This is a genomic window from Shivajiella indica, assembly GCF_042683085.1.
GTDB lineage: Bacteria > Bacteroidota > Bacteroidia > Cytophagales > Cyclobacteriaceae > Shivajiella > Shivajiella indica.
In genome coordinates, this window is record NZ_JBHUIV010000020.1 from 342,630 (window position 1) to 354,841 (window position 12,212).

10 protein-coding genes are annotated in these 12,212 nt (G+C 39.4%); 7 read left to right on the plus strand and 3 right to left on the minus strand.

Annotation, left to right across the window (positions count from 1 at the left end; translation table 11 throughout):
* Positions 1 to 187 precede the first annotated feature (187 nt).
* Both ACFSKV_RS15690 and ACFSKV_RS15695 read left to right on the plus strand, forming a co-directional pair.
* Positions 188 to 2,902 (plus strand): M14 family metallopeptidase, encoded by a 2,715-nt coding sequence (locus ACFSKV_RS15690; RefSeq protein WP_380804787.1) that lies wholly within the window; start codon positions 188 to 190, stop codon positions 2,900 to 2,902.
* 98 nt (positions 2,903 to 3,000) lie between these two features.
* The gene (locus ACFSKV_RS15695; protein WP_380804789.1) at positions 3,001 to 4,443 is read left to right on the plus strand and encodes a PhoPQ-activated pathogenicity-related family protein; all 1,443 of its coding nucleotides are present in this window, start codon (positions 3,001 to 3,003) and stop codon (positions 4,441 to 4,443) included.
* 76 nt (positions 4,444 to 4,519) lie between these two features.
* Here ACFSKV_RS15695 and ACFSKV_RS15700 read toward each other — a convergent pair whose 3' ends face one another.
* Complete coding sequence (locus ACFSKV_RS15700; RefSeq protein WP_380804792.1) at positions 4,520 to 5,368, minus strand: OmpA/MotB family protein; 849 nt, start codon at positions 5,366 to 5,368, stop codon at positions 4,520 to 4,522.
* A 129-nt stretch (positions 5,369 to 5,497) separates the two neighbouring features.
* On the opposite strand from ACFSKV_RS15700, the gene ACFSKV_RS15705 reads away from it, so the two are divergent.
* From ACFSKV_RS15705 to rfbB, 4 genes are all read left to right on the plus strand, one after another.
* The gene (locus ACFSKV_RS15705) at positions 5,498 to 6,628 is read left to right on the plus strand and encodes an aldose epimerase family protein (protein ID WP_380804795.1); all 1,131 of its coding nucleotides are present in this window, start codon (positions 5,498 to 5,500) and stop codon (positions 6,626 to 6,628) included.
* Between the two features lie 250 nt (positions 6,629 to 6,878).
* A complete protein-coding gene (locus tag ACFSKV_RS15710; RefSeq protein WP_380804797.1) occupies positions 6,879 to 8,033 on the plus strand; it encodes a glycosyltransferase family 4 protein in 1,155 nt (384 codons plus the stop codon).
* A gap of 72 nt (positions 8,034 to 8,105) precedes the next feature.
* The gene (locus tag ACFSKV_RS15715; RefSeq protein WP_380804798.1) at positions 8,106 to 9,158 is read left to right on the plus strand and encodes an NAD-dependent epimerase; all 1,053 of its coding nucleotides are present in this window, start codon (positions 8,106 to 8,108) and stop codon (positions 9,156 to 9,158) included.
* 42 nt (positions 9,159 to 9,200) lie between these two features.
* Entirely contained in the window at positions 9,201 to 10,262 is a 1,062-nt protein-coding gene (gene rfbB, locus ACFSKV_RS15720; RefSeq protein WP_380804800.1) for a dTDP-glucose 4,6-dehydratase, read from the plus strand.
* A gap of 63 nt (positions 10,263 to 10,325) precedes the next feature.
* Here rfbB and pyrE read toward each other — a convergent pair whose 3' ends face one another.
* Entirely contained in the window at positions 10,326 to 10,973 is a 648-nt protein-coding gene (pyrE, locus tag ACFSKV_RS15725) for an orotate phosphoribosyltransferase (RefSeq protein ID WP_380804802.1), read from the minus strand.
* A gap of 103 nt (positions 10,974 to 11,076) precedes the next feature.
* Here pyrE and ACFSKV_RS15730 point away from each other — a divergent pair, with 103 nt between their 5' ends.
* On the plus strand, positions 11,077 to 11,763 hold the full coding sequence (locus ACFSKV_RS15730) for an NUDIX hydrolase (protein ID WP_380804804.1): 687 nt from the start codon (positions 11,077 to 11,079) through the stop codon (positions 11,761 to 11,763).
* Here ACFSKV_RS15730 and coaD read toward each other — a convergent pair.
* Positions 11,751 to 12,206, minus strand: a complete 456-nt coding sequence (gene coaD / locus ACFSKV_RS15735; RefSeq protein ID WP_380804807.1) for a pantetheine-phosphate adenylyltransferase — start codon at positions 12,204 to 12,206, stop codon at positions 11,751 to 11,753. The two genes, ACFSKV_RS15730 and coaD, sit on opposite strands and share 13 nt — an antisense overlap.
* Positions 12,207 to 12,212 lie beyond the last annotated feature (6 nt).

The window sequence follows — 12,212 nt, forward strand, 5'->3', positions numbered from 1 at the left end:
GATTTTTGTATTTGTTGTAATTTTTTCCAGTCCGTAAATTCCAGGAAACAGGCACCCAAACAAATTTACAAAATATTGGTCGGGGGTTAATTACCAATCAAACCCAATAATATCCGATTGTATGTCAGTTTTTGTTTTGATAAGGATACTCTGTTAAATTGAACGCCAGATCATTAATCATTTTATTATGAGAAAAAATTACTTCTTGCTGGCCTTGGTTGGTTGGTTTCTTACTTCCAGCCTTTTTGCCCAGAAAATTCCTACTCCAAAAGAACATTTTGGTTTTGAAATAGGAGAGGATTATAAATTGGCTACCTACACAGCGCTCGATGCCTATTTCAGGAAAGTTGCAGAACTTTCTGACAGGGCAAAATTCATGGAGATAGGTCCCACAGAGGAAGGTCGTCAGATGCCAATGCTGATAATTACCTCTCCTCAAAATCATCAAAAACTGGATAGATATAAAGAAATCTCGCAGTTGTTGGGAAGGGCAGAAGTAAGTGAAGAGGAAGCGATTGAATTAGTGGCAGAAGGAAAACCTGTAGTTTGGATTGATGGAGGCCTGCACTCCACAGAAACTGTGGGCTCGCATCAGCTGATCCCTACTGTCTATGATTTGCTGACAAGAAGCGATGAGGAAAATATGAGAATCCTCAACGATGTGATCATCTTGGTCGTTCATACCAATCCCGATGGCCATGAAATCGTTTCAAACTGGTATATGGGTCCTGAGGATGTGAAGAAGAGGGACATGAGAACACCCTATATGTACCAAAAATATGTGGGGCATGACAACAACAGGGACTTTTTTATGAATAACATGAAGGAGACAATCAACACCTCCTTTCAGCAATATGTAGAATGGTTGCCTCAAATTATTTACAACCATCACCAGACTTCTCCGGCGGGGACTGTTGTGGCAGGACCTCCATACCGTGATCCTTTTAATCATGTTTTTGACCCTTTGATCATGACAAGTTTAGATGGAGTGGGCGCAGCCATGATCAATAGATTGAACCTGGAAGGTAAACCAGGATATACCCGGTTGGGCGGATCAGTATTTTCATCCTGGTGGAATGGAGGTTTGAGGACAACCCCTTATTTTCATAACATGATCGGAATCCTGACTGAAATCACAGGAAGTCCCACACCTTCAGAAATCCCTTTGGTTCCGGAGCGTCTGATTCCTACCCATGCAACACCCTATCCTATTGATCCACAGCCATGGAATTTCAAAAAATCACTTGATTATTCCGTTTCCATGAATTACGCCATTTTGGATTTCGCCAGTAGAAATGGAGATGCTTTATTGCATAACATTTATAAAATGGGGAGAAACAGCATTGAACGAGGAAATATGGATCATTGGACCAAGTATCCCAAAAGATCAGCCGCTGTGCAATCTGCATACAATGCTGCCAAAGAAAAAGCAAGTGCGGATGATCCTGAAATGGCCTATTATGGAATGAGAAGTGGCCTTCCAGTCAAGTATTTTGATACGGTATTCAAAGACCCAAATTTGAGAGATCCAAGAGGATTCATCCTTTCTGCAGATCAACCGGATTTTCCTACTGCAGTAAGGTTTATCAATGCATTGATCAAATCCGGTATTCAGGTGCATAAGGCAACAGCAAACTTTACGGTAAACGGGAAGCAATATCCTGCAGGTTCATATGTGGTTAAATCTGCTCAGGCATTCAGGCCACATGTTTTGGACATGTTTGAACCACAGGATCATCCCAATGACTTTGAATATCCAGGTGGACCTCCAAAAAGACCCTATGATGCTGCTGGATGGACTTTGGCCTTCCAAATGGGGGTGGAGTTTGACAGGGTGTTGGATGCATTTGATGGTCCTTTTGAAGCTCTTGCTTATGGTGTAACAGAAGATTTTCCTGCCCAAAAAGTTCCAGGTGGATCTGGATTCCTAATAGATGCCAGAGGAAACAATGCTTTCATAGCTGTCAATGATCTGCTCAAAGCAGGAGCCAGTGTCTACAGAACTACATCGGTTGTATCCGGATTGCCTGCAGGTAGTTTTCACGTATCAGGTTCAAAGGCAGTATTGGAAAAAGCAGCCAAAGATTTTGGGGTAAAAATGGTTTCAGGATCCAGGCCATCCGGTGCTGTCAAAATCAATCCGGCTAGAATTGCTTTATTCGATCATTATGGCGGATCCATGCCTTCTGGTTGGGTAAGATGGATGCTGGAACAATATCATTTTCCATTCCAGGTGATCTACCCTCAGGATATCGACAATGGTAACCTGAAAGCCAAATATGATGTTATTTTATTCATTGGTCCTGGGGCTCCGGGAACAGTAAGAAGTTGGAGTGGCATGCCGAAACCAGAGGATATTGATGCACAATACCACAAGCTTTTGGGTAATTTGACAAAAGAAAAATCAATTCCTGAATTAAGGAAATTTATGGAAGAAGGAGGAAATGTAGTTGCAGTTGGTGCAAGTACCTCACTTGCCTATGATCTAGGTCTTCCAGTAACTAACGCGCTCATGGAAAAGCTTCCTGATGGAAGAGAAAAACCCTTGACCGGTGACAAATATTATATCCCGGGAAGTATTCTTAAAGCCCATTTGGATACTTCAAATCCAGCAAACTGGGGAATGGATAATTCCGCCAATATGGTGTTTAATAATAGCCCTGTATTTAGTTTGGCACCTGATGCCCTTCTGCAGGGTGTGAAGCCATTGGCATGGTTTGGAACTGAATCTCCACTGGTATCAGGTTGGGCTTGGGGGGAATCTTATTTGAAAAATGGAGTAGTTGCCTTTGAGGCACCCATTGGAAAAGGTAAACTTTATGCGTTTGGTCCTGAAATAACATTCAGAGCACAGGCACACAACACCTTTAAATTGCTTTTCAATCAATTGTATAAAAAATAATTCAAAAAATAATTCTTCAAGAAGGCACAGGAGTTTAAACTTTTGTGCCTTTTTGTTTATTATTCTTAAATTATGGGGTATAAATCTTAAAATATTCTATGCAAAAGACAACTTTCTTTCTCAGATTTGGATTCTTTCTTTTTTTAAATAGTACGATTTTATTCTTCTGTAAACCCAAGGAAACAGAAACTCTTGAAATTAAACAAAGTTCCTCCAACATTTTGAGGGAATATGTCCATGCCCCGGATCCGGATTTCAGGTATGAAATTATTCATTCTTCTGAAGGTGAAGGATATGATTATCATCTTATCAAAATGTATTCTCAAAATTGGTTGACCAAGGATATTGTCGATGAAACGGAATGGTGGCATTGGGTTTCTATGGTTGTTCCAAAGGAGACCAATTTTGAAACCGGGATGATGTGGATTGGAGGCGGGAGCAAAAACTCAAAAATTCCGGAAAGTCCCAATGAATTGATCTTACATACTGCCATGGCTACAAAATCCATTGTGGCTGAAATCCATAATGTTCCCTTTCAACCTTTGGTCTTTAAAAACGACACATTTGGGGAGCGATATGAGGATGCAATCATTGCCTATGGATGGAGAAAGTTCCTAGAGGGAGGGGCCAAAGATGAAGATGCCATTTGGTTGGCCAGACTTCCTATGACTAAGGCTGTTAAGCTTGCTATGGATGTAGTTTCTGAAGTGTCTCAAGAAAAACACAGTTTTTCCCTTGATAAATTTGTGGTAGCAGGTGCCTCAAAAAGAGGATGGACTACCTGGACCACGGCAGCGGTGGATGATAGGGTAGTGGCCATGGTTCCTATCGTGATTGACTTGCTTAATATTGAACCTTCGTTTCAGCACCATTGGAGGAATTATGGTTTTTGGGCCCCTGCTGTGGATGATTATGTGAGAGAAGGAATAATGGAATGGCAGGGAAGTAAAGAATATGAGAGGCTGTTGGAAATAACAGAGCCTTATTCCTTTATTGAAGATTATGACATGCCCAAACTTGTGATCAATGCAGCAGGAGATCAGTTTTTTCTACCGGATAGCTGGAAGTTTTACTGGGATGACTTAAAGGGGGAGAAGCATTTACAATATGTGCCAAATTTTGGCCACGACCTGCGCGAATCTGATGCTTTACCAAATATGGTTTCTTTTTATGCTTCTGTTCTGAACAATACTGAAAGACCCAAATATCATTGGGAAATTGAAGATTATAAAATCATCATTACAACAGACCCCAATCAAAAACCGGCTTCAATTAAATTATGGTCTGCGAATAACGAAAATTCCAGAGACTTCCGGATAGATGTCCTTGGGCCTAAATGGACCTCATCTGAAATTTTGGTGAATGAAAGCGGAAGATATGAAGTGGATTTAAAAGAACCGGCTAAAGGCTATTCAGGGTATTTTGTTGAAATAACCTATCCCGGACAAAGGCCTATAAAAGTCACCACAGGGATAGAGGTCTTACCTAAGGCCTATCCTTTTGAACCTTATGTTTCTGAAGATCCAAAAGGAAGCTCATGAAAAAAATAACCCCCTCAACTTTAATGTTGAGGGGGAATAAAATTTAATATACAGGGGCAAATCAAAAGTCTGTTTTTTATTCTTCAATCATGGCGAAGAATTTATCAAGATCAGGAATGATTACTATTCTTGTTCTCCTGTTTTTAGCCATATTTTCTTTGGAATCATTTTCTACCAAAGGAATATAACTTGCTCTGCCAGCCGCAATTAGTTTTTCAGGAGCTACATTATACTTGCTCTGAAGAATCCTAACAATGGAAGTTGCTCTTTTGACACTTAAGTCCCAGTTATCCTGTAACACACCGGTCTGAATACTTCTTGGATCGGTATGTCCTTCGATCATTACTTCTACTGAAGGTTCTGCATTGATAACTTCCGCAAGCTTCTTTAATAATCCATCCGCATTTTTGGATACCTGATAGGAACCGGTGTTGAATAATAATCTGTCGGAAACATTGATCATCACCACTGTTTTGTCCACATTGATAGAAATATCTTCATCCTGTTCGGCAGAACCATCGGTGATCGACTTTTTCAGGTTGTAAGAAACGGCAAGATTCACAGAATCTTCCATGGTTTTTGCATTGGCAAGGTCTTCTGGATTGACTTTTGCCAAAGTTGCATTGAGTTTCTGTTTGGTGTTGGATGACATTGGGGTTTTTCCATCAAGGCTGAACAGGGCATCATTTTCTGTTTTCAAAGAATTGATCCGGGCATTATATTCATCTACTCTTGCCTGAATTCTTCCCATTTTGTCTTCCAATACTTTCTTTTCAGCTTCAATAGCTTCTTTTTCGGTTCTTGTTTCTGCTAAAGCAGCCTCAGTTTTAAAAAGGTCATTTTGCAGCTCTACATATTTCTTTTTGGAAACACAGGAAAAGGAAAGAGCTGCTAAGGTTAGGGAAAGTAGAATGGTTTTTTTCATGATTGGTTAAGTTTAATAACCCACAAAACTCAAAAATGAAGCCATCTAAATCATTCATGTCAAATTACTCTTATAATAGGCAAAAATTTAATGTATTTAGTCTTAAATTACCCTAAAATAGGTTCACTTATGGAAAAAATACCTCATTTTCAGCTATTTGTCATTTGCTTGATTTTGTTTTCCTGTCAAAAACCCAAAGATCAAAAAAACGTGGAAAAAGCAACATTTGATATCCATGTTCATAGTATACAAATGGGCGATAAGGAAGCAAAGGTTTTTCATTTAAAAAACGGCAACGGGATGGAAGTAGAGTTGTTAAGTTATGGAGGAATCTTGTCCAAAATCATTGTGCCGGATAAGGAGGGTAATTCTGAAAATATTTTGTTGACCTATAATAGCCCAGAAGAATTTCAATTTGACAGGTATTTTTTTAATGCGACAGCTGGGAGGTATGCCAATCGTATTGCTAAAGGTAAATTTGTACTGGATGGGCAGGAGTATCAGTTAACAACCAACAGTGGGGAAAACCATATCCACGGAGGAAGGGAGGGTTTTAACAAAAAGTTTTGGGAGGCAGAAATAGTGGAAATGGACGACGCCATTGGGGTTAAGATGAACTATGTCAGTCCAGATGGGGAAGAGGGTTACCCGGGGAATTTAAAAACAACCTTGACTTTTGTATTAGATAAGGAAAATAGATTATCTATCACCATGACTGCTGAAACCGACAAATCCACCATTGTAAATTTAACCCATCATGGCTATTTCAATCTGAGTGGAATGAAAGAAAATGTTTTGGACCATGAACTGACCCTATATGCAGAATACTATACCCCTGTTGATGCTGGATTGATTCCGACTGGAGAAATAGTTTCAGTAAAAAATACCCCTTTTGATTTCACATCTCCCCATAAGGTTGGAGAAAGGATTGGAGAAACCGGACGGGGCTATGACCATAATTATGTAGTTAAAAAAGTCCATGATGGAAAACTGACCAGAATGGCTGAACTTGTCCACGGTGGATCAGGAAGAAAGATGACCTTATTTTCCAATATGCCCGGGGTTCAGTTTTACACAGGAAACTTCCTAGATGGAAAACAAGTGACTGATGGAGTCAGTTATACCAAACATTACGGTTTATGTTTGGAACCCCAATTTTTTCCTGATTCCCCAAATAAACCTAATTTCCCCTCCTCAAGACTTGACCCGGGACAGGTTTACCAACATGAGATCGTTTATGTTTTTGATGTAGTAAAGTAGGTAAGGGATTACTTTAAGCTGGAGTAAAGTCGAATTTGGAGGGCTGTGTTTAAGCAATTAACCAGAAAAGGGTAATCGATCCTCATCAGACCCTACTCCACCAATCATCTTTTGAAAGAAATTTGGTACAAGAATAATATTGTTTAATTTTTTCATTTAAAAATTACGTTATGTCCTTATTTTTTTGGATTTTAACCTCCACGCGAAACAATAAAAATGTATCTTTATCATTTTAAAATAAAAGATTTAAATGCCAAAATTAATTCGAATAACCACTGTTCCGCTGTCACTCAAACTTTTATTGACAGGCCAAATGAAATTCATGAAGGATGCGGGTTGGGAGGTTTTGATGGTTAGCGCTGATGGTAGAGAAATCAATGAAGTGGTCAGGAAAGAAGGTGTCGAACATCAAATAATTCCTTTCACCAGAAAAATAACACCCTTTAGGGATCTATATTGTTTATGGTTACTTTATTGGTTATTTAAGAGAGAAAAACCTGATATTGTCCATTCCCATACGCCAAAAGCAGGACTTTTGTCCATGATTGCTGCAAAATTGGCCGGAGTGAAAATCAGGATACATACCGTGGCAGGCATGCCTTATATGGTTGCTGAAAAAAATAAGAAGAAGCTATTGATAGCCATGGAAAAGCTCACCTACCGATGGGCGACTGAGGTATGGCCAAACTCCAAATCACTTTATGATTTTATGTTGAGTGAGCAATTGGTGGATGAATCAAAAGTAAAAATGATAGGCTTTGGTTCTTCAAATGGGATAGACCTCGCCAAATTCACCAGAGACGCTTTATCTGAAAACCATTTGATAGCAGCTACTATTAGGATCACTCCATCAGAAAACGATTATTTGATTTTGGCAATTGGGAGGCTTGTGAAGGATAAGGGAATTGAAGAACTTGTAAATGCATTTTTATCATCAAGGATTGTCAATTATGGAAAATTGGTACTGTTGGGGTCCTTTGAACAGGAACTGAACCCAATCGATGATGAGATAGTGAGAAAAATTCAGGATCATCCAAGGATTGTTCAAATTGAATGGACGGACCATGTTCCCCATTACCTGGCCATGGCTGATTTATTGGTGCATGCTTCCCATAGAGAAGGCTTTCCGAATGTTCTTTTAGAAGCAGGAGCCATGCAGGTACCGGTAATTTGTTCTGATATCATAGGTAATATTGATGTGGTGACCCACAGAAGGACTGGATTGGTATTTCCTGTAAAAAACACGGAGATATTAAAGGAAGCTTTGGAGTTTGCTTATGTCAAAAGAGACTATATGCAATCTTTGGCTGACAACCTTTACCAAGAGGTCATTGAAAAGTATCCAAGAGAAAAAATGCACAGACTCATTCTGGAGAATTATGGCCGGCTTCTTGAAAAATCTTAAAAATTCATGTCGTACCAGACATTTTGTTTTTAAATTCGGCAAAATTTTTACTTAGCTTTTAAAGATCGTAGCATGAAATATTTAATTACCGGAACAGCAGGATTTATAGGTTTTCACTTAGCCAAAGCCTTGTTGGAAAGGGGAGATACTGTCGTTGGGATTGATAATATCAATGATTATTATGATGTTAACCTGAAATATGCCCGGCTGGAAAATTCCGGAATAGAAAAAGATAGAATCCAACCTGATCAACCGGTACAGTCTTCTATTTATCCTCGCTATAGATTCATTAAAATGGATCTTGCAGATAAGGCCAAATTACTGGCCCTTTTTAATGAAGAATCATTTGATGTGGTGGTTAATCTTGCTGCTCAGGCAGGAGTCAGGTACTCCCTTATCAATCCGGATGCTTATATCGATGCCAATATTTCAGGATTTTTAAATATTCTGGAAGCTTGTAGGGCCTTTCCTGTCAAACATCTGGTTTATGCTTCCTCAAGCTCCGTTTATGGTGCGAATACAAAGATGCCTTTTTCAACTTCTGACAACGTAGACCATCCTTTGAGTTTATATGCAGCAACCAAGAAAGCAAATGAACTCATGGCCCATAACTATAGCCATTTGTTCAAAATCCCAACCACTGGATTGAGATTTTTTACAGTATATGGACCATGGGGAAGGCCTGACATGGCTTTATTCATTTTCATTGATGCCATATCCAAGGGTAAACCAATCCAAGTGTTTAACCATGGCAAAATGAAAAGGGATTTTACCTATGTGGGAGACATAGTGGAAGGAATCGTACGCGTTGCAGACAGACCTCCAGTGGGTAATCCGGATTGGAGCGGACATCATCCTGATCCAGGTAGTTCATATGCCCCCTACAAAGTATATAATATTGGAAATTCCAGCCCAGTGGAGTTGATGGATTATATCGGTGCTTTGGAAAAAGCAATGGGTAAGAAAGCTGAGAAAGAAATGTTGCCATTGCAACCTGGAGATGTACCGGCCACTTATGCAGATGTTTCGGATTTAATGAGAGATACGGGATACAAGCCTGATACCCCGGTAGAGCAGGGGGTGGCTAATTTTGTTGCTTGGTATAAGGAATTTTATGGTGGATAAACCTAGGACAAGAAAAGATAAAAGACCGTAATTTTATTGCGTATGACAACGAAGCGTAAAAATATATTGATTACAGGAGGGGCCGGATTTATCGGTAGTCATGTGGTCCAACTATTTGTCCAAAAATATCCTGATTATAATATTATCAACTTGGATTGCCTCACCTACGCCGGCAATCTGGAGAATTTGATAGAGGTGGAGAATTCCCCCAATTATTTCTTTGAAAGGGTGAATATTTTGGATGAAAGAAATTTAGTGGAAGTTTTTCAAAAGCATCAGATCACAGATGTTATTCACCTGGCAGCTGAATCCCATGTGGACAGGTCTATTACTGACCCATTGGCCTTTGTGAAAACCAATGTGATCGGTACTGTTAATCTTTTGAATACCGCCAAGGCATTTTGGGAAGACTATTCCGAGCATTTATTTTATCATGTTTCCACAGATGAGGTATATGGCTCTTTAGACCATGGAGGCTTTTTCCTGGAGTCAACTCCCTATGATCCCCAATCTCCGTATTCGGCATCTAAAGCATCCTCTGACCATTTTGTAAGGGCTTATGCAAATACGTATAAGCTAAAAACAGTCATCACGAATTGCTCCAATAATTATGGTCCAAATCAGTTTCCTGAAAAACTGATACCGCTCTGTATCCATAATATCAAGAACAACAAGCCCCTGCCGGTTTATGGAAAGGGGGAAAATATCAGGGACTGGCTATATGTTGTTGACCATGCGAGGGGCATTGATGTGGTTTTCCATCAGGGTAGAAGTGGGGAAACCTATAATATTGGCGGATTTAATGAATGGAAAAACATTGATATAGTCCGTTTGCTTTGTAAAAAAATGGATGAAAAGCTGGGTAGGGAAAAGGGCAGTTCTGAAAAGTTGATCACTTTTGTAAAAGATAGGGCAGGGCATGACCTGAGGTATGCTATTGATGCTACCAAAATCAAAAATGAGCTGGGTTGGGAACCGAGCCTACAATTTGAGGAGGGGATTTCAAAAACTATTGACTGGTACCTTGAAAATGAAGATTGGCTCAAAAATGTAACATCCGGAAATTACCAAAAGTATTACGAAGAGCACTACGGGAGCCGTTAGCTTGGAAGTTCAAATGACCCGGTTTATTTTTTTAAATACCGGGTCCTTTATTTTTAACATGAATCAAACTCCTGTCCAGTTGGAAGGGTCTTTTCTCCATTCCACTAAAGAAGCTAGGGTTTGGTCATCTATATAATCATTGGCCAATGCCTGTGGCAGCATGGCAGAATAATCGCTCAAACAAATTAACTTGACTTTTGCTTCTTCAAAATTAACCTTTGCAGTCTCAAATCCATAAGTGAAAATGGCCACCATTCCCAAAACCTCAAATCCTGCATTCCTCAGGTCCTGAACAGCCTTGAGGGAACTACCCCCAGTGGAAACCAGATCCTCTACTACCACAACTTTCTGACCTGGAATTACCTTTCCTTCAATCATATTTTCCATTCCATGGCCTTTTGCCTTTGATCTGACATAGACAAAAGGGAGTTTTAATTGATCTGCAATCAATGCACCCTGTGGAATTCCCGCTGTAGCTACTCCGGCAATAGCCTCTACTTCCGGGAAAATTTTCATTATGGCATTGACAAGATTTTCCTTAATGAAAGTTCTGACTTCCGGATAGGATAGGGATAGCCTATTGTCACAATAAATAGGGGATTTCCATCCGGATGCCCAGGTAAATGGCTTTTCAGGCTGGAGCCTGATGGCCTGTATATCCAGTAATTTTGATGCTACTTCAGAAGCGGTTTTTTTATCAAATAATTCCATGCCCTAAAATTAAAAGATAAAAAGTTAGAGCCTGTTGTGTCGCATGAAAAATTTTATGCATTTTTGGAACAATTAAAATTAATCTGGCAAAACTGACCCAGCCATGAAGATTTTTATCAATGATAAACCTTTGGATGTCATGTCGGTAGATGAGTTACCGAAGGAAAAAACATTTGAATGTGTATATGACCATCCTGAAGATATTCCTGCAACCATTGATTTCCATGATGATGTGTTGATCATTGAGCCCAGTAAAGATGTGGTCATTAAATTATTATACCTCCTGAGAACAAGAAAACTCAAAAATCTGGATTCGGTTACGCTTTTAACGGAAAACAAAAAGGAAGTTAAAAATTTCATAAAAAGTAGATTCACAGTTATCAAAGCAGCTGGAGGTGTAGTGACAAAAGGGCAAAATATCCTCTTTATTTTTAGATTGGGCAAGTGGGATTTGCCAAAAGGTAAATTTGATAAAGGAGAAACTCCACAAGAATGCGCAGTGAGAGAAGTGGAGGAAGAATGCGGAATTAAAGTAAAATTGGGCCCTGAAATTTGTAAAACATGGCATACGTATACCCATAATAGAAAAAGCATTCTTAAAAAGACCTATTGGTATGCGATGGAAAACCTAAATGATGCTGGGATGAAGCCCCAAAAAGAAGAGGGAATTGATGATATCAGGTGGCTGACCCATTATGAGGCCAAAGTAGCATTGGTTAATTCTTATCCTTCCATGAGGTATTTGTACAAACAGTTTTTAAAATTGGTGCCTAAAGTTCATATTGGGTAGGGAAGGTAATCACTGATATCCCCCCCATATCGGTGGACTTCTCTGATAATGGTGGAACTCACAGTTGCATATTGTGGGGACGTGATCAAAAAAACAGTTTCTAAATCAGGATTAAGCTTCCTGTTCATCTGACTGATTGTGTTTTCGTATTCAAAGTCGGTCGTATTTCTTAAGCCCCTGATTAAAAATTTGGCATCATGTTTTTTTGCCAAAGTGGAAGTTAGCTCATTATACACCACTACTTTGACCTCCGGTTGGTTTTGGTATAGCCCATTGATTTTTTCGACCATCAATTCAATATCAAAATATCTGTTTTTTTTGGCTGAATTGTAACCTATTCCCACAATCACTTCATCAAAAAGATTTAGGCTCCGGATGACAATATCATGATGGCCTTTGGTAAACGGATCGAATGAACCAGGGAAAATGGCTGTTTTTTTCATGAAATG

Excerpts from the sequence above, each read along its gene's own strand:
- coaD (WP_380804807.1), bottom strand. The coding sequence starts at position 12,206 with ATGAAAAAAACAGCCATTTTCCCTGGTTCATTCGATCCGTTTACCAAA.
- rfbB (WP_380804800.1), top strand. The coding sequence starts at position 9,201 with ATGACAACGAAGCGTAAAAATATATTGATTACAGGAGGGGCCGGATTT.
- ACFSKV_RS15695 (WP_380804789.1), top strand. The coding sequence starts at position 3,001 with ATGCAAAAGACAACTTTCTTTCTCAGATTTGGATTCTTTCTTTTTTTA.
- ACFSKV_RS15690 (WP_380804787.1), top strand. The coding sequence starts at position 188 with ATGAGAAAAAATTACTTCTTGCTGGCCTTGGTTGGTTGGTTTCTTACT.
- ACFSKV_RS15730 (WP_380804804.1), top strand. The coding sequence starts at position 11,077 with ATGAAGATTTTTATCAATGATAAACCTTTGGATGTCATGTCGGTAGAT.
- pyrE (WP_380804802.1), bottom strand. The coding sequence starts at position 10,973 with ATGGAATTATTTGATAAAAAAACCGCTTCTGAAGTAGCATCAAAATTA.
- ACFSKV_RS15705 (WP_380804795.1), top strand. The coding sequence starts at position 5,498 with ATGGAAAAAATACCTCATTTTCAGCTATTTGTCATTTGCTTGATTTTG.
- ACFSKV_RS15700 (WP_380804792.1), bottom strand. The coding sequence starts at position 5,368 with ATGAAAAAAACCATTCTACTTTCCCTAACCTTAGCAGCTCTTTCCTTT.
- ACFSKV_RS15710 (WP_380804797.1), top strand. The coding sequence starts at position 6,879 with ATGCCAAAATTAATTCGAATAACCACTGTTCCGCTGTCACTCAAACTT.
- ACFSKV_RS15715 (WP_380804798.1), top strand. The coding sequence starts at position 8,106 with ATGAAATATTTAATTACCGGAACAGCAGGATTTATAGGTTTTCACTTA.